General features: G+C 67.8%; 14 protein-coding genes and 2 pseudogenes. 8 read left to right on the top strand and 8 right to left on the bottom strand.

From position 1 onward, the window contains the following. The first annotated feature begins 318 nt into the window (after positions 1 to 318). The 3 genes and pseudogenes from ACIRC0_RS38245 to ACIRC0_RS38255 all read left to right on the top strand — a co-directional run. Complete coding sequence (locus ACIRC0_RS38245) at positions 319 to 1053, top strand: FadR/GntR family transcriptional regulator (protein WP_403626297.1); 735 nt, start codon at positions 319 to 321, stop codon at positions 1051 to 1053. 97 nt (positions 1054 to 1150) lie between these two features. Further along, on the top strand, positions 1151 to 2614 hold the full coding sequence (locus tag ACIRC0_RS38250) for an APC family permease (RefSeq protein WP_403626300.1): 1464 nt from the start codon (positions 1151 to 1153) through the stop codon (positions 2612 to 2614). Positions 2615 to 2708: 94 nt separating this feature from the next. Further along, positions 2709 to 2804 (top strand): annotated as a pseudogene (locus ACIRC0_RS38255) (IS5/IS1182 family transposase); the annotation flags it as partial. Positions 2805 to 2867: 63 nt separating this feature from the next. Here the strand turns inward: ACIRC0_RS38255 and ACIRC0_RS38260 are convergent. From ACIRC0_RS38260 to ACIRC0_RS38295, 8 genes and pseudogenes are all read right to left on the bottom strand, one after another. After that, a pseudogene (locus ACIRC0_RS38260) lies at positions 2868 to 3572 on the bottom strand (IS6 family transposase). Next, complete coding sequence (locus ACIRC0_RS38265; RefSeq protein ID WP_403626336.1) at positions 3455 to 3967, bottom strand: RHS repeat-associated core domain-containing protein; 513 nt, start codon at positions 3965 to 3967, stop codon at positions 3455 to 3457. Before ACIRC0_RS38265 ends, ACIRC0_RS38260 begins: the two are co-directional and overlap by 118 nt. Positions 3968 to 4264: 297 nt before the next feature. Next, a complete protein-coding gene (locus tag ACIRC0_RS38270) occupies positions 4265 to 5344 on the bottom strand; it encodes a phosphotransferase (RefSeq protein ID WP_403626303.1) in 1080 nt (359 codons plus the stop codon). 23 nt (positions 5345 to 5367) lie between these two features. Then, a complete protein-coding gene (locus tag ACIRC0_RS38275) occupies positions 5368 to 6717 on the bottom strand; it encodes an aspartate aminotransferase family protein (protein ID WP_403626306.1) in 1350 nt (449 codons plus the stop codon). An 87-nt stretch (positions 6718 to 6804) separates the two neighbouring features. After that, positions 6805 to 6948, bottom strand: a complete 144-nt coding sequence (locus ACIRC0_RS38280; protein ID WP_403626309.1) for a hypothetical protein — start codon at positions 6946 to 6948, stop codon at positions 6805 to 6807. A 190-nt stretch (positions 6949 to 7138) separates the two neighbouring features. Beyond that, on the bottom strand, positions 7139 to 8305 hold the full coding sequence (locus ACIRC0_RS38285; RefSeq protein ID WP_403626312.1) for an ROK family transcriptional regulator: 1167 nt from the start codon (positions 8303 to 8305) through the stop codon (positions 7139 to 7141). Between the two features lie 971 nt (positions 8306 to 9276). Further along, positions 9277 to 9783, bottom strand: a complete 507-nt coding sequence (locus tag ACIRC0_RS38290; RefSeq protein ID WP_403626315.1) for an FAD-binding protein — start codon at positions 9781 to 9783, stop codon at positions 9277 to 9279. A gap of 24 nt (positions 9784 to 9807) precedes the next feature. After that, complete coding sequence (locus tag ACIRC0_RS38295) at positions 9808 to 11085, bottom strand: NAD(P)/FAD-dependent oxidoreductase (protein ID WP_403626318.1); 1278 nt, start codon at positions 11083 to 11085, stop codon at positions 9808 to 9810. 189 nt (positions 11086 to 11274) lie between these two features. On the opposite strand from ACIRC0_RS38295, the gene ACIRC0_RS38300 reads away from it, so the two are divergent. From ACIRC0_RS38300 to ACIRC0_RS38320, 5 genes are all read left to right on the top strand, one after another. Then, positions 11275 to 11955 carry a haloacid dehalogenase type II gene (locus tag ACIRC0_RS38300; RefSeq protein ID WP_403626321.1) on the top strand — a complete coding sequence of 227 codons (681 nt, stop codon included), beginning with the start codon at positions 11275 to 11277 and terminating at the stop codon, positions 11953 to 11955. A gap of 689 nt (positions 11956 to 12644) precedes the next feature. Further along, the gene (locus ACIRC0_RS38305; RefSeq protein WP_403626324.1) at positions 12645 to 13298 is read left to right on the top strand and encodes a GntR family transcriptional regulator; all 654 of its coding nucleotides are present in this window, start codon (positions 12645 to 12647) and stop codon (positions 13296 to 13298) included. Positions 13299 to 14027: 729 nt separating this feature from the next. After that, positions 14028 to 14912: a RidA family protein gene (locus ACIRC0_RS38310; protein WP_403626327.1), complete on the top strand. Its 885-nt coding sequence runs from the start codon at positions 14028 to 14030 to the stop codon at positions 14910 to 14912. Positions 14913 to 15033: 121 nt separating this feature from the next. Further along, the gene (locus ACIRC0_RS38315; RefSeq protein ID WP_403626330.1) at positions 15034 to 16140 is read left to right on the top strand and encodes an alanine racemase; all 1107 of its coding nucleotides are present in this window, start codon (positions 15034 to 15036) and stop codon (positions 16138 to 16140) included. A gap of 75 nt (positions 16141 to 16215) precedes the next feature. After that, positions 16216 to 16950 carry an SDR family NAD(P)-dependent oxidoreductase gene (locus tag ACIRC0_RS38320; RefSeq protein ID WP_403626333.1) on the top strand — a complete coding sequence of 245 codons (735 nt, stop codon included), beginning with the start codon at positions 16216 to 16218 and terminating at the stop codon, positions 16948 to 16950. Positions 16951 to 17192 lie beyond the last annotated feature (242 nt).

Raw genomic sequence — 17192 nt, forward strand, 5'->3', positions numbered from 1 at the left:
TCTCCCCCGCCGCCGGACGGGCCACAGCGGGGTCTTGTTTAACTGTTCACCTTGCTCTAATTTTTCCTCCATCGCGATTCGCTTCTCCCATCGCGACGCCCGCGCCGTGCCGTCCCCCGGCTGTCCGGGCTGATTTCGTAACGTCCTCCCTACGTTCCCCTCACCCTGGGAGCCCCTATGCACCGCACCGTGGCGTCGTCGCGGGAACCACCCGCATCCCGTCCCACCCACCCAGGGCCGATCCGAGCCCAGCCCGGCACACCCAGCCGCGGCCGTCGCGGGCCCCGACCGCGATCAACGGGCCGTTAGGGTGACGTCGTGGTGAATGCAGCGGGCAAGTTCGGGCCGTACAACCTGCCGGGCCCGGCTCCTACGACCTCGATCACCGGCGTGGGACACGTCCGCGCGCTGCCCTTCGGAGGCCAGAGCGGATCCGATCTCGTCCGGTCGCGGATCGCGTTGCGGGTACGCCTGCGCTCCGTGCAGCCCGGGGACCGGCTGCCGGATGCCGGGGTCCTCGCCGAGGAGCTGGGGATCGCCGAGATCACCGTGCGCCGCGCACTGGAGGGCATGTGCCAGGACGGACTGCTCGACCGCCGGCGCGGACGGGCGGGCGGAACCTTCGTCGCGCCGGGCTGGGACACCGTCGTCGCCCTGACGCACGACGCCGAGGAGGCGGCCTCCCTGGACGCCTTCCATCTGCTGCTCGAATGCGGACTGGTGGCGCACGGTTCGGGAGAGATCCCGGCCGAGCGGCTGGACGAACTTCACGCGCTGGTCGAGGAGACGGAACGGACCGACGACCCGGCACGCCTGGCCGAGCTGGAGACCCGCTTCCACCTGGACCTCGCTCAGGCGCTCGGCGGCCCAGGCATCCGCGAGTTCGCCGCCGATCTGCTCGGCCGGCTGTGCCTGCTGCTGCCCATACCGCAGCCCGAGGTGGTACGGGCGCAGAACCGCTGCCACGCCAAACTGCTCACCGAACTCGGGCGGGGCGCGACCGATCCGGCCGTGCAGGCGGTCAAGGCACACCAGCGTTCCCGGCACCACTGAAGCGTTCCCGGCACCACTGACGCCCGGTCCCCGCCCGCCCGACTCTCGACAGCCCGCGCCCCCCACCGCGCCACCACACCGCACGAGGAGTTGCCGCATGCCCCACCCCGGAGCCGGTCCGCTGTCCCCGCCGGGTCCCGTCGGCGGCGCGCCGCAGCGGCTGCGCGGCGGCGTCCTCGGCATGGCGGACATCGCCGCCGCCACGATGGCCAACGTCGGACCAGCCATGAGCTTCTTCTTCGGTTTCGCCTTCCTGGCCATCACCGCGGGCGTCGCGTCACCGCTGACCATCGCCGCCGCCGGCATCGCGGTCGCACTCCTGGGCAACACACTGGCGGAGTTCTCCCGGGCACACCCCTCGGCGGGCAGCTTCATCACCTTCGTGGGCAGGACCTTCGGCCCGGTCAGCGCGGTGACCACGGCGCTGCTCGCGGCGCTGGGCTACATCATCGCGATGGCCGGCGTCATCTCGATCTCGGGCGGGTTCGTGCAGATCACCCTGCACCACTACACCGGTGTGGACCTGCCGTGGATCATCTGGACGCTGCTGCTCACCGGGCTGGCCGTGGTCCTGATGCTGCGCGGGGTGGTGGTCTCCACCAAGTGGGCTGGCTACTTCTTCGGCGCGGAGATGCTGGTGCTGGTCGTGGTCTCGGCCGCGGCGCTGGTGGAACACCGCCGCGGGCTGTCCCTCGCCCCCTTCCTGCCCAGCCACATCAGCCACGGCTTCAAGGGGCTGGCGGCGGGGTTCCCGCTGGCGGTGTACCTGTTCATCGGCTGGGAGAACTCCGCGGCACTCGCCGAGGAGACGGAGAACCCGCGGCGTAACGTCGGCCGCGCGGTGTTCTCCTCCGTCGCCATCATGACGGTGAGTTACATCCTCTTCGCCTACGCCACGGTGACCGGCTTCGGCTACGACGTCGAGCGGCTCGGCGACTCCCGCATCCCCTTCATCGACGTCGCCCACCACACCCTCGGCGCGCTCGCGTTCCTCGCCTACCTCGGCGGACTGACCTCCACCCTCGGCGTGCTGATCGCCGGCATCAACTCCCAGGCCCGCCTGGTCTTCAACGCCGGACGCGAAGGGCTGCTCCCGTCCTTCCTCGGCTACGTCCACCCCACCCGCCGCACGCCGAACAAGGCGATCATCGCCTTCACCGCCACCGCCCTGCTGATCATCGGCGGCTGGGCCCTCGGCCATGTGCTGGGAAGCGGCTCGATGAACCCGGTGGTGTTCTTCACCGAGTCCTCGACCCTCGGCGCCATCCTCATCCTGCTGGTCTACCTCGCCTCCAACATCGCCCTGCCGCTGTACTACCGCAGATACCGCCCGCAGGAGTTCCGGCCGGTCCGGCACCTCCTGCTGCCCGCACTCGGCACGACGGCCATCCTGGTCCCGCTGTACTACCTCGCCAAGCCCGGCCAGCCAGCGCCGTACAACTGGTTCCCCTACGCCGCGATCGCCGCCCTGCTCGCCGCCGTCGCCTACGCCACCCTCCTGGTCCGCCGCGACCCGACCCTGGCCGACCGCGTCGGCTCCATCGTCGCCGACGCGGGCTGAGCCCAGAACCGAAGTCGGTGATCAGGGTGGCGCCCGTGACGCTCCCCGATGTCCAAACCGGCGGGTCCGACCGTGCAAGTTAGCCGCGATGACGCGCAGGCGCCTCATGCACCCCGAGATCGCGATCGTGTTGGCCGACTCCGCTTACGCCGGGAAGCTCGTCGACTGGGCGAAACGGCGTTGTCACGTTGTTGGGTGTGTGACTCCCTGACGGCGCGTCGGGGCAGGGTGGGCTTGGGAGCCGGGCCTGTGGTCAGGCCGTGGTGGGCCGGTCGGCAGCGCCGGTGATCTGGTCCCAGATCGCGAAGCGGATGCTCATCTCTGCTCGGTGGGCGGCAGCGGCCATCAGGTGTCGGCGGGGCCGGAAGTGGGGCGAGATGCCGCTGAACGCGGACAGGAACCGCTGGGCCCCGCCCACCGAGCGGAAGCCCTTCATCGCGCGTTCACGCTGCCTGGTCGGCTGGTGGCTGTTCTCGGCCCGGTTGTTGAGGTACTTCGACTGACGGTGCTCGACGCAGGGCATGACCTCGCGGTGAGCGGCGCCGTAGGAGCGGAGCTTGTCGGCGACGATCACCCGCGGCACCGTGCGGGTCTTCTTCAGGAGGCGGCGCAAGAAGCGCCCGGCAGCGGCCTTGTCCCGGTGGTCCTGCACGAGGATGTCCAGGACGTTGCCGTCCTGGTCGACGGCCCGCCACAGGTACTTCTATTCCCCGTTGATCTTGATGAAGACTTCGTCCAGATGCCATTTGTCACCAGGCCGGGGCTGCCGGTGGCGCAGCGCGCCTGCGTACTGCTGCCCGAACTTGACGCACCAGCGGCGCACCGTCTCGTAGGAGACGGTCACGCCGCGCTCGAGCATGAGCTCCTCGACCTCGCGGAAGGACAGCGGGAAGCGGTGGTACAGCCACACGCAGTGGGAGACGACCTCGACCGGGTACCGGTGCCCCTTGTACGACAGCGACGCGCTCCCCACGAACGACCCCTCCCAGCCTGATCAACCAGAAGATCATCCCATCGGTCAACCAACGTGACAGTGCCCTCGGTGTTGTTGGGGGTGCTGCCCGAGCCCGGGTGGTCGTTTATCGACCTCTTGATTCCTTCCCGGTCGCCTGGTGTGTAGTTGATGCAGTAGGGGCAGTTGCGGGTCGGGCAGTCGACGTCCGCGCAGGCGCCGGTGGGGTCGGAGGTGGTGACCGGGGTGTCGTCGGCGTAGTCGTAGGCGTTCCAGGACTGCGGGGCGCCGGTGTCGAGGATGGGGTCGGGGCTGAGGAAGCGGCCGATGGAGGGGTCGTATTCGCGCGCGCCGAGGTTGGTCAGGCCGGTGTTGTCGTCCTGGGTGCCGGATGCCGCCAGCGCGGTCGGCGGCCATGCGCCCGGCACGGCCGCTCAGCAGTCGCTGCACCGTGGCCGGCGGCACTGCGGCGAGCAGGCCGACGCAGTGGATGCCGTTGGCCGGGAAAGGCCGGCCAGTCGCGCGGACGGTGTCGAGGGCGGCGGTGCCTGCAGCGTGTCGGGCCCATCGCGGCCAGCCGGTCAGCAAGCCGTAACGCGGGCTCGTTCGCGAACCGCCCGAAGACGTGGTAGGTCTCCAGCGTCTTCATCTGCCCTGTCTTTTTCTGAGGGCAACTGCACATGTTCGGGACTGGCTTTTCAGGAATGCCCGTGACGGGCTTCCCTGAGGTGCGCGACGACGTCGTCCAGGCTCACGGTCAAGGAACGCTCGATATTGATCCAGTCGTCCTTGGCGTGACCGAGGAGGTATTCGCGCCGTTCGGGTGCGTGCTCCGCGCGCCAGTTCGTGATCAGCGCACGCAGCGTGAGTCGTGCCAACGCGGCAACCGGGAGCAGCGGGAGTTCCGAGGCCTTGATCGGCCGCTTGCGTTGGTAGCCGGCGGCGAAGGCGCAGGCGTCCCGCCAGGGATGCTCCGGCGTCCTGCTGAGCAGGTTCGCCATGGGAACGGCGGGGTCGAAGATCACTGCACTGCGCACCGTGTCGCCGAAGTCGATGACACCGGTGACGAAGTGATCGCTCTGTGGATCCACCACGATGTTGTAAGGGCTGAAGTCGCCGTGGATCACTTGGGTTTCGAGATCACTCAGCCTCGGGACGACGTTTTCGCCGAAGAGCCGGAAGACCGACTGGGCCAACTGGCGGTGCTCGGGGCTCGGCGTGTGCTCGACCAATTCGGTCATCTGATGGAAATGCCGGATGTCCCATGCAAGACCTCGTCGGTCCGCCGGGTGCGTGAACGGCCTGAGCGCCACGTCGATCAGCCCCAGCATCTCGCCCGCCTCGGCGAGCCGCTCCGCGTCCGGGTTCGCATCGGCCAGGACCTGGCCTTCGACAAAGTCGAACACCCGCAGGATGCGAGTCCTGCCGTCGTTCAGCCTGATCGTGACATGGTCGTCTCCGTCGGCGGTCAGCTTCACCCGCTGGACAGGCAAGTGCGCAGCGGTGGTTTCGAGGTAGCGCATCGCGGCGGTCTGGAGGGCGACGACCGCCTCCGCCTCGTCAGGTGGTGAGACCTTCACGAGGCAGTTGCTCGAGTCTGTGCTGAGTTGGAACGTGTCGTCCTTCTCCGTCGCCAGTCGCCCCAGGCGCCCGGTGAGGCGGTAGTGCTCCTCAAGGAGAATGCTCACCAGCATCACGTCGATGGGCTCGTGGGACGACGTCAGGCCGCTCTCCTGGAGGAGCCGCTGAGCATGGTTCGTAGCTGGTGAGGTGTTCACGGTCAGTCCCTTCGGTCAGCCTGTCACAGACGGTTCTTCGCGACCTCGGCGAAGGTCTCGAGGAATCGCGTTACGTCGGCGGAGTCGAAGGCCAGCGGAGGGCGGATCTTCAGCGTGTTCGCCGACGTGCCCGTGCCGCTGATCAGGATGCGGCGATCGCGCATGTCGTTGATGACGTCTTCGGCACGTGCGCGGTCGGGCTCGAGGGTCTGGCGGTCCTTGACGATCTCCACGCCGACGTAGAGACCGGCGCCGCGGACTTCGGCGACGTAGGGGGAATCCTTGGTGATCTCCCACAGCCCCGCGCGCAAAGCGTTGCCGCTCTCCAAGACGCGCTGCTGCACGTTCTCCTTCTCGAAGACGTCCAGCACCGCGGCGCCTGCGGCCACGGGGACGGAACTGCCACCGAAGGTGTTGAAGTAGCGGACGTTGCGTCCGAACTCCTCGCAGACCTGGGGGCGGAAGACCACACCCGAGATCGGCAGCCCGTTGCCCATCGGCTTGCCCATGGTGACGATGTCCGGCAGCACACCGTGACGGCTGAAGCCCCACATCGACTCCCCGAGCCGGGCGAATCCCGACTGGACCTCGTCCGCGATGTAGACACCGCCGGCCGCGTGCACCTCCTCCACCACGGCCTGCATGTAGCCGGGGGGGTCGGTGAAGATGCCATCGCTGCTGTAGGCGCAGTCGGTGATCAGGGCCGCGAGCCGGTACCCGTGGCGCTCGAGGTCGCCGATCGCGCCGCGCACCTGCTGCCGCATGTGCTCGTCGAGCGTGGATCCGGGCGCGACGAGGCGCGGGTCAGGAGCGTCGATGAGCCGGACGTTCGGGCCCAGCGGCGAGCCCGCACCGAGGGTCGGTGAGAAGCTCGCCACCTCACGAGTGAGGCCGTGGTAAGCCCAGCGGGTAACGATGATGCCCTCACCGCCCGTGTGGAACCGCGCCACCCGAACCGCCAGGTCGTTCGCCTCCGACCCGCTGCACGCGATGCTCAGCTTGGACAGCTCCTCGGGGAACGTCGCAAGTAGCCGCTCCGCGTAGTCGACCAGTGCTTCCTGGACGTAACGGGTGTTGGTGTTGACCACCGCCATCTGGCGGGCGACGGCCTCTACAACGTGGGGGTGGGCGTGCCCGACGCAGGGGACGTTGTTGTAGGCGTCGAGGTAGTCGTTGCCGTCACGGTCGATCAGGTGGGCGCCGCGGCCGGAGACGAACTCGACCGGCTCCCTGTAGATCAGCGTGTAGCCAGGGCCCAGCACCTTGTTCCGGCGCTGGATGGTCTCTCGGAGGTGGTCGGGGAGCTCGCCCAGTACCCCGGGGTCGAACCGGTTGGGGTAGTGGGCTAGCGCCCGACTCAGCGTCGAAGTCATCGGCAGGCACACCTTCAGTCTCGTTCCAGGGTTGCTCGCTGCGTTGGCCGGAACCATACCATCATTAATTCCAGTTCCAATCTGAAACTAGAAAATTTTTTGTCCGCCCCGGTGATTCGCCACGTCGACATGTCCAGGCGCCGGACCCGCGCCGCCTGCTGTCTCGACGTCCCGGCCGCCGATGGCCTGCCCCAGCAGCACACCGTCCTTGTACGGCAGCTGCTCCGACACGTAGCGGATCGTGCAGATGCTGGTCTTCGTGGCCAGTACGCCGGAGTTCGGTGAGCGGCGATGTGGGGCGAGATCGGCACTGTCATGAGGCGAGAGGCGCCGGCCGGCTGTTGCCGTCGTGGGCTCCGTCTGACGGCGGGCCCCGTGTCCTGACCTGCGGCCCGGAGCGTCTCGCCTGCCGGCGGTCGGCTCAGAAGGCCGGTGCGGACTTCTCCGAGAGCCGGTTCTGTTGCCGTGCTCCGAGCACGGCGTCGCGCAGCCGTTGTTGAACGATCGTCAGGCATGCGTAGACAGCGCCTTGTGCCGTCGACAGACCGATCTGATGCGGACCCGTCCTGATCTCCGGCACCGCCGGGAGGCTCTGGTCGAGCCGCCCGCGCACCTGGGGAAGGACGACCTCGACGAGCGGGCGCAGCCGGCCCACGAAGTAGACCGACTCCGGGTCGAGCGTCACGGCGACGACGCTGACAGCGGTCACGATCGCGGTGGTGAACGCCTGCAGCACTTCGGCGTGCGGCGCCTCGGTGTGCGGTTGCAGCCAGAGATCCTCGATGCGCTCCAGGTCGAGCCCCTGCTTGCGGGCGAACCGGAGCAGACCTCGGGTGCTCAGCAGCTCGTCGAGGTTCTCGTCGCCGACTCCGGAGGAGAGCACACCGATGTCGCCGAAGGTGGGTGTACCTCCCCGTGCGAGCTCGTGATCCGTGCAGCTGGCGAAGTTCAGTGTGGTGCTGACGCTGAAGAGCGCGGCGTTCTTGATGGTTGCGTCGTTCGTGAGGATCCCGAGCAGGGAGGCGTTGGCATCGCTGTCGAGGAGCACGGGGGCCTTGATCAGGTTTTCGACGGCTTGCTGGAGGCCTGAGCCCGCGAAGATTTTCGTCGACTCCGCGGGGCCGAAGATCTCCGTGCCGCCCCGGACCCGGCCGGGCACGGCGGCGACGATCTGACGCAGAGGACCCTGCGCAGATCGGGTGGCCTGCGCGATGAGGTCGACCAGCCATCGCGCGGCGTCCTCGACCTCCTGGTGATCGGCGGTGGGAACCGTCACGTGCTGGATCTCACGACCCCTCAGGTCGGTCACCAGCACGCCGGTGGTCTGGGCACCGAAGCTGACACCGGCGACGTGCCCGGTCGTGCCGGGCAGGTCCAGATAGGTGGAGCGGCGGCCGCGGCCGGTGATCTCGTCGACCCCGCTGTCGACGACGAAGCCGTCGGCCCGCAGCTCCTCAACCGCTCTGGACACCGTGGCCTTGCTCAGGCCCGTCAGCTCGATGAGCTGGTTCCGCGTCAAGGGCGCGTGGGAGAGGACCACGTCGAGGACTGATGCCTTGTTGTAGTCGCGTGAGGTCGGGTTGGTCACGTGATGACCATAGCGAGCCCGGTACGCCGATCGGGCAGGGGCCGATTCGGGCGGTCCGACCAGGGGTTTCGACGCGGTGAGAAGCGGGTGTTCCGGTGGATCCGTCGCTCCCGCCCGGGCACGCTCGAAGGGGTCCGTATCGGCGTCTTCCGCCTTGCCGGACGGTTCTCGACTCATCTGTCATGAACTCCGCAGGTCCCCCAAGCACTCCAGGAGCGCATCGCCGCGTTGCGGCGAAGAGCAGGAAGCCCGGGGAACGACGACCAACTGACTGCCGGCAGCGAGCTTTCGCGGACCACTGCACTCCTGTGGGGCCAGCCGCTGGTCAACGGCGAAACCACCTCGACGTCGCTGGGTCGGCGCCCTGCCTTGGAGCGGTGACCGCATACCGCGAGCGTAACGGTTTTTATTTCCGGCTGGAACTGTAACAAATGGCGTCGGCTGAACCCGACAGCGAGCACGGTAGATGCTCGCAACGGACGGGCTCTCCCCTTGCGGGTGATCAGGTCGGGCTGGATCCGCTCGACAGGCTCGCCGAGCACCCGGCGGCGCTGGGCACCGGTGTCGCCCTCTGCAAGCCGGGTGACGAGGTCTTCGGCAATCAGCGCATTCGGCCCAGTTGGACAGGGGACTCGCACGGGATGGGTGAACGAGCCACGATCCTGATCGGTCGGCCTGCCGGGCGAGCGCCTCGTACGCGCCCGCGTCGAAGAGGACGAACCTGCCGTCCTTCTCCGGTCTCCTCGTCGCCCCTGCCGTCGGCGCCGCGATCCTGGCGGCGTCGTCCATCGGCCACCCGTAGATGGCCACCGAGACGGCTGGAAAGGCGATCGCATGGGCCCCTGGTCCGTCCCTCACCCGCAACGACTCCCAGTGAGCTGCGCCCTCGACGGCTTCCACACCACATCCGCGGGCCGAGCGGCCGCCCGATCTTCGACGGCCACCTCTCAAGCCCGTTGACCACCTGCCCGTCAGCTCCGTGGCACCGGCCGTCGCCAAGGATGACCCGCGCCAGAAGGTCCAGCACTCGATGCCGCCCAGCGTGCAGCACCTGTGCGAGGACGGCCCCGGACCGAAGTCCAGCCCGCGCGACGCGGTCGCACTCCGCAGCACATCCCAAGAACCACGCCAGCCTCGTCCTGCGCCGTGCGCGCCTCGGCGTCGATGTCCAGGGCCCGGTTCATGTACCGGGAGCAAACCAGGACTGCACTCGGCCCGACCGCGTTGCCCGCCATGCTGGTGCCACCGCCCCGGGGCCGTGACCGGCACACCACCCTCACGGCAAGCCCGCAGCACCACCGACCATGTGGTCGGTGGTGCTGCGGAAAGGCCACGGCCCGTGGCAGCAGACGGTAGTCGGAGGCGTCGTGGCGCACGGGCCTGTCGATCCCGGGCAGGTCTCCACCCACAGACCGGGGGCGATCCGGCGAGACGTACAACCAGTGATGCGAGGGGGGTGTCATACGTCCACCGCCCATCTGCTGAGCATCTCTGTTTCTCGCCTACTTGATGAGGTCCTTGAACTTGTAGTAGGCGCCCGCGAAGGGCAGGAACCAGGGTGGGCCGAAGTGGCCCGGGATCCGTCGGAAGGGCAGGTCTCGCCAGGGGTTGGCGGTCGGCGTCCCGTTCATGTACTCGGCCATCTGCTGGCCCATGTGCGTCGCCATCTGCACACCGTGGCCGGAGTAGCCGAGCGAGTAGAACAGCCCGTCCTGCTCGCCCGCGTGCACCATGCGGTCCATGCTCATGTCGACCAGGCCGCCCCAGCAGTAGTCGATGCGCGCGTTCGTGAGCTGTGGGAAGACCTCGGTCATCGCCTTGTGCAGGATGCGCCCGCTCTTGGCGTCCGACTGCTGGTTGGACATGGCGAAACGGGCGCGACCACCGAACAGCAGCCGGTGGTCCGGGGTGATCCGGAAGTAGTTCAGCAGGTTCAACGTGTTCGATGCCATCCGCCGGTTCGGCAGCAGCATGTCGCAGACGTCCTTGCCGAGCGGCTCGGTCACGATGATGAAGCTGCCGACGGGCGCGATCCTGACCTGCTGCCAGCGGAACGGTCGGCGGGTGTGGCCGCTGGTCGCGACGAGCACCTGGTCGGCCTCGACGGTCCCGCGCGGAGTGACCAGCCGGTGCCGCGTGCCGCCCAGCCGCTCGACCCTCTCGACCGGTGCCTTCTCGTGAAGGGTGACGCCGAGCCGCGCGGCCGCCTCGGCGAGGCCCTTGGTGAACTTGCCGACGTGCAGCCCCGCGCTCTTGGCATCGACCATCCCGCCGTGGAAGCGGTCGGAGCCGATCTCGGAGTGGAGCTCGCTCTTGGGGATCAGCCGGGTCTCGACCCCGAGCCGGCCGGACATGATCTCGTGGGTCTTGCGCAGGCCCTCGAAGTGAGCCGGCTTGGACGCCAGGACCAGCTTGCCCGTGCGGGCGAAGTCGCAGTCGATCCCCTCTTCGGCGACGAGCTTCTCGAGGGTGTCCACCGCGTCGTGGTAGGTCATCAGATACCGCTTGGCGGTGTCGAAGCCATAGCGGGAGATCGCGTCGCGGAACCCGATCGACAGGCCCGTGGTGGCCATGCCTCCGTTGCGGCCCGATGCCCCGAATCCGACCGTGTCCTTCTCGAAGACGTGCACGTTGGCGCCCTTGCGCGCCAGATGCAGTGCCGTCGAGAGGCCGGTCAGGCCGGCACCGATGATCGCCACGTCGACGCGCCCACCGACCTCGGTCCGGGACCGGTCCGGACCCTGGGGAGCGGTGTCAAGCCAGTAAGGGGTGAACTTCATGTCGCTGCTCTCTCCTGCCAGTGCCGTCCGTTGTGAACGCACGGCGCGTGGGTTCAGGCCCTTTCGAGGGTTCCGCAGAGTGGGCCTGAGGGAAGTTCGGGCCTGTTGACAGTTGTCGACAATAACCTTATCGTCGACAATCGACAAGCGACAGTGCCTGGCTCCTTCGATCGGCAACTGGAGAGACCCATGGAGTTCGAGAGCAAGCCGAAGTTCGTCACGTTCGACATGAACGGGACGCTGATCAAGTTCAGCATCAACGACGCAATGCGTGAGGTCCTGGGCGACCGGCTGCCGGCCGAGGTCGCCGATGAGTACCTGCGGATCTGCAAGGCGTACCGGATCGACGAGTGCACGGGCGCATACCAGCCGTTCCACCAGGTCGTCGCTCGTTCCATGGAACGCGCCTCGCGCTGGGTCGGTCTCGAGTACCGCGAGGACGACGCGCGGGCGGTGTACGAGATCATCCCCACCTGGGGCCCGTACCCCGGTGTCACCGAGGCGCTGAACCGCCTGGCCGAGGAAGTCCCGCTGGTCATCATCACGAACAGCGACACCGCGCATGCCGTGCGCCTCGCGGAGAACCTCAAGGCCCCGTTCGAGGTCGTCATCAGCGCCGAGGAGATGGGCGTCTACAAGCCACGGCTCCGTGCGTTCGAGTACACGTTCGATAAGCTCGGCGTGACACCCGACGAGATCGTGCACGTCTCCGCGAGCCCGATGTATGACCTGCGCTCCGCGGCCAACCTGGGCATCAAGAACAAGGTGTACGTCGACCGCGGCTTCGAGCAGGACGAACACTGGCTCGGCTACAAGCGGATCACCGACATCGCCGACCTCCCGGTCCTCTTCGGCCTGCCCCGCCCCTGACGCCCACGTGCGGTTGCGGGTCACGGGAGGCAGTCTCCGGATCGCTGAGATGCAGAGAAGAAGGCCATTCCGTGACCCACGGGGAGGTGGTGCACGACCGCCGGTGCGGGTGATCGAGCACGCCGCCAGGATCGGAAACGTCACCGATCTGCCAGAAGCTCGGCGTCTCCCGCAAGACCTGGTACGACTGGACGAAGAAGGCGAACAGTTGGCGTACGGAGGCGCGGGTGCTGCGCCGCACATCCGGGGCACCCTGAGCCACGGACCGCCGCGCTCACCCCCCACAAGGCGTTCAAGGCGCGAGTCACCGAGTGGAGGATCGCCCTCACCAGATCCCGCCCCGGCCTTCACGGCGCAACGGAGTCCATGAACGGATTCAACGCACAGTGCTGCGCGAGTTCTACCGGATCCACTTCCGCCGCGGCCCGGTCAACCACGTCGCCTCTGCTGGACACGTCCCAGCAGGGCCGCCTTGGTCCGGTACCGCCCCAATCACGGCGCCTGCATGGCCGGCTGCACCCTGCTGCCGGTCCACATGCACCTCCGAGACGCCGACCTGGGGCGCAGATAACCAACCTGAGGTGTCGATGCAGATCAGCGGAGGTATAGTCGACAAACGACCAGGTGGTCGACAACGGGCAAGGGAGGGCGACGGGGTGGACCACAAGTTCGAGTGGCAGGAGCAGCGGATGACGACGCCGGACGGTGTCTACCGCACACTGCGCGCTGCCATCCTCGACGGGACCGTACCTCCTGGTGGCCAGCTGCGTGAGGCACACATCGCCGGGGATCTCGGTATCAGCCGGTCCCCGCTGCGCGAGGCGCTGACCAAGCTGGAGGAGGAGGGGCTCGTCGTCAAGATCCCCTACCGTGGGGCATTCGTCGTAGAGGTGAGCGCTCGTGAGGTCGCCGAGATCGACTCAGTGCGGCTACGTGTCGAGCCGTACGCCGCCGAGCTCTCGGCCGAAGCACTGCGCGGTCCTGAGCGGCCGCGGTTGCTGCAAACCGTCGAGGATCTCCGCCGGGCCATGGAGAAGGACGACATCCCGGCCAGCATCGACGCGCACCTTCGCTTCCACGGGCTCTTCTACGAACTCTCGGGGCACGGCGTCCTGCAGAGTCTCTGGAACGGCTGGGAGACCAAGCTGCGCCTCCACCTCAGCGCCGATCACCGCACTTACAGCGACGACCCGCATCAATTGGTCATCGAGCACGAGAGGTTGGCCGCGGTTGCCCTGGAAGGCGACGCCGACGCGTTCCGCCAGGAACTGGCTGCCCATTTCCCCATGGGGCTGCGAGCCCAGACGGGAGATCAAGGGGAAGGCGCGCCCCGGCACGCATGAGGCCATGCCGCCTGCGTGAAGTGTCCAAGCCAGCTCGCCACCGTGAAGTCAGGATCAACCCGGCAGTGTCCTTGGCATCGACCCCTGGGCGAAGCACGGGTATGCGGTCGGCCAGACCGCCGGCCCGAACACCGGAGGCAGCTGTCGCCGGGTGCCTTGGTCGGCAGGATTCCTGCAGCCGCAAGGCGACGCATCGGTGAAGCTCGATGAAGCCATTGACGGCGGCTCTGGTGTCGGCGCGGCCGGTCTCGCGGTAGGCCGGGAACACGTCGCGACACTGCTTCAGGATCTCGCCGAGTCGCCTGGTCCAGGGGATCGGGCAGGTCGGGGCAGGCGGCCAGGATCTTCGCCGACTCGTCGGCCCTCGACTCTCCTGGTAGACGCATCGGGGTCGTTGGGCGCACCGCCACCATCGCTCGCTCGAGCGGTACGCTCCGGCGGGCGGTGAGGTTCTGGCGCCGCAGCGCAGGACGGTCAAGATGCCGAGGAGCGGGTCCTTCTTACGGCCGCGGTAGCCGTGATCTCCTGTCGCCCGGAACCCGGCGGTGGACGTCGTCGACGGCATGGGTGCCGAGTTGACGATGGAGAAAGGGTCCAGCAGGCGTCCCGGTCCTCAAATGAGACGTCGATGGCCTTCTCCCGGCCGTGGAACATCAGCCAGTCGCTGTAGGCCTTGCCGGAACAACCGGGCAGCAGGTCAAGCCGCCCTTGTGGCATGGGGATCTCGTCGTGGGTGAGGTCGACCATCCCTGTCAACCGCTCGAGATCCCGCCGTCGTCAGCGATCGTGATGCGGACAGGTGTGCTGCACATACTGGGCCACGCCGAACCGCATGAGACCGGTGAGTCGGGCGACGGCGTCGACCGTCGCTTCCAGCAACGGCGGATCGAGCCGCACGCGGTGTTCCAGGTCGCGCTCGAAGCTGAAGTGTGTATTGACAGTTCTCGACGGGCGCTCATATGGTCGACAAACGACAATACGGTGGCGATTTTAAGCCATCATGCGGCGCTTCTCCGCCACTGCTGCTCAAGAGGAGAACCGAGTACAGATGATCAAGATTCATGCGAAGCGGGTTCTCGTGGCCAGCTGCCAGGGTGTACGCCCCGCACCGTCCACGGCGGTGGCTCAGTGAGCGGGCCCGTGACTTCCGCAGTGAACACCGGCTCGGCTTCCGATCGGCTTAAGGCCTTGGGTCTGGACCTGCCCGTCCTCGCCAGTAACCCGTACTACGTACACCACCGGACGGTGGGCTCCAGCATCCACATTTCGGGCCAACTGCCTTACCGGGACGGCGAGCTGCTGGGTCAGGGCATTGTCGGCCGGGACGTCGAGCTGGAGACGGCGCGGGAGCTCGCGCGCCATGCCGCGCTCAACGCACTCGCCGCCGCTGTGCAGGCGGTGGGAGATCTGGACCGGATCCGGATCGTGCAGATGCTGGTCTTCGTGGCCAGTACGCCGGACTTCGGTCTGCAGTCACGGGTCGCCAACGCGGCCAGTGAACTGCTCATCGAGGTGCTGGGCGAGAACGGACGACACGCTCGCACGGCGATCGGTGTCGCCGGGCTGCCGCTCAACAGTCCGGTCGAGATCCAGATGGTCTGCACCGCGGTGTAGGGCGGACGCGACGGCGGTGTACGCGAGCGCGTGATGTCGCGGGCCGTGCACGTTCGGCATCCGGGGAAGTCAGCACCGCGCCCCTCGATCATTCCCAGGGCAGAACCACAAGGAGGGCAGTGTGAACCGGCTCCAACGAGCACTCGACGCTCTGGTCGAGCGGGTCGACACCCCCGCGCCGATCGTGCTGGTCGACGTCATGCAAGGCAACATCGACCGCATGCAGGGCTTCGCCGCCCAGCACAACCTCGACGTCAGGCCGCACGTCAAGACGCACAAGTGCGTGGAAATCGGCCGGCGGCAGATCGAGGCCGGCGCGGTCGGAATCACCGCGGGCAACGTCGGTGAGGCCGAGGTCTTCGCCGCGGCCGGATTCGACGACATCTTCCTCGCCTACCCGATCTGGCCCGCGGGAACGAAAGGGGCACGGATCTGCCGACTCGCCGAGTCCGTCCGGCTGCGGGTCGGCGTGGACAACGTCGCGGCGATCGAGGCCCTCGCCGACGCGATGGGCGACGAACCGGACCGGCTGCAGGTCGTGGTCGAGGTCGACTGTGGTGCTCGTCGTTCCGGAGCGCCGCCCGAGGCCGCGGGCGACCTCGCGCTCGCCGCCCGCAAGCGCGGCCTGGTGCCGGTGGGCGTCTTCACCTATCCAGGTCACGGCAGCTCCGGCCCGGACGCTCGCGAGCGCGCCGCGCGGGACCAGGATGCCGCGCTCACCACCGCGGTACGCAGCCTCGACGGCGTCGGGATCACCGCACAGGTGGTCAGTGCCGGCTCCACCCCCACCGTCGAGTTCTCCACCAGCAGTGTGATCACCGAGATCCGTCCCGGCGAGTACGTCTTCGGTGATCTGAACAACGCCCGGCTCGGCGCCTGCACGGACGATCAGATCGCGCTGTTCGTCGCCGCCACCGTGGTCAGCGACTGGGTGCCCGAGCAGGTCATCCTCGACGCGGGCACCAAGGCCCTCAGCCGCGAAGGCAGCATCGAGCGCGGCTACGGCCGGGTCGCCGGCACGACGGCCGTTCTGTCCAAGCTCAACGAGTACCACGGATTCCTCGCGCTGCCCGCGGGCGAGTTCCGCCTCAGGGTCGGCACCGTGGTGCCGGTGGTGCCGAACCACGTCTGTCCAGTTGTCGTCAATTTCGAGGAGTTGATCGTCACCGACAGCGCCGGCACGTCGCTGCAGCGGTGGCCGGTCGACGCCCGCGGATTCCTCAGCTGACGGGCCCCGGGACGAGACCCCCTGGCCGAGCGCCACCCGACCGACCTCTCCCCCCCCCGTGAAGGAATGTCTGACATGAGACTCAAGAACGTCGCGGCCCTGGTGACCGGTGCCAGCAGTGGCATCGGGCAGGCGGTGAGTTCCCACTTCCGCCGCGAGGGCGCGCGACTGCTGCTCACCGGCCGCAAGGAGCAACTCAACGCCGCCCAGCCCGACGACCTGTACGTCCCGGGAGACCTCAATGACGAGGCGTTCGTCGAGGGACTGGCCAACCAGGCCGCCCAGTCCCTCGGCACCGTCGACGTCGTCGTCCTCAACCACGGCCTGCAGGCCAGCAGCCCGCTCACCGAGATGCCCTACGACGACGCGAAGAACGTGCTCGACAGCAACCTGCTCAGCGCGTTCCTGGTGATGAAGCACTTCGCGCCGCTGATGCCCCCCGAAGGAGGCTCAGTCGTCTGCGTCAGTTCACGGCTCGGCATGGTCGGCAAGCCGGGTGAAGTCCTGTATTCCGCCGCCAAGGGAGGCCTCATCATGCTCGCCAAGGGCGCGGCGATCGAATGGGCCCCGCGCAACATCCGCGTCAACGTCGTCGCTCCGGGTCTGACCGCCACCCCGATCATCGAAGCAGCGATCCAGCGCAGCCCCGACCCTGAGGCCTTCCGCCGCGAGCGCGAGACCCAGATCCCGCTGCAACGCCTCGCCACCCCCGAAGAAGTCGCCGACGCGGTCCTCTTCTTCGCATCATCGGAGTCGTCGTACATCACCGGAGCAGTCCTCCCCGTCGACGGCGGATACACCGCCTTCTGAACACCCCTGCCTTTGTCGTACGTGAAGGTCGCGAACCGCAGGTCCGGTCGACGCGATGAGCGAATGCCATTCGGCACTCCACGAGGCCCAACGCCCGGTCTGATGTGTTCCGGATCGCTCCAGCCCAGTTCCAAACAGCCACCCATGCGGGATCTGAGCGGCCTCCCAGCGCGCTTTCCCCTTGAGTAAGGAGCATTCATGCGAGTCACAAGACACTTGAGCGTCTCGATCGTCACGACGGC

The organism is Streptomyces sp. NPDC093984 (assembly GCF_044764595.1).
Taxonomy (GTDB): domain Bacteria; phylum Actinomycetota; class Actinomycetes; order Streptomycetales; family Streptomycetaceae; genus Streptomyces; species Streptomyces cynarae.

Excerpts from the sequence above, each read along its gene's own strand:
- ACIRC0_RS38320 (WP_403626333.1), top strand. The coding sequence starts at position 16,216 with ATGAGACTCAAGAACGTCGCGGCCCTGGTGACCGGTGCCAGCAGTGGC.
- ACIRC0_RS38295 (WP_403626318.1), bottom strand. The coding sequence starts at position 11,085 with ATGAAGTTCACCCCTTACTGGCTTGACACCGCTCCCCAGGGTCCGGAC.
- ACIRC0_RS38305 (WP_403626324.1), top strand. The coding sequence starts at position 12,645 with ATGACGACGCCGGACGGTGTCTACCGCACACTGCGCGCTGCCATCCTC.
- ACIRC0_RS38300 (WP_403626321.1), top strand. The coding sequence starts at position 11,275 with ATGGAGTTCGAGAGCAAGCCGAAGTTCGTCACGTTCGACATGAACGGG.
- ACIRC0_RS38250 (WP_403626300.1), top strand. The coding sequence starts at position 1,151 with ATGCCCCACCCCGGAGCCGGTCCGCTGTCCCCGCCGGGTCCCGTCGGC.
- ACIRC0_RS38290 (WP_403626315.1), bottom strand. The coding sequence starts at position 9,783 with ATGGGCGGTGGACGTATGACACCCCCCTCGCATCACTGGTTGTACGTC.
- ACIRC0_RS38275 (WP_403626306.1), bottom strand. The coding sequence starts at position 6,717 with ATGACTTCGACGCTGAGTCGGGCGCTAGCCCACTACCCCAACCGGTTC.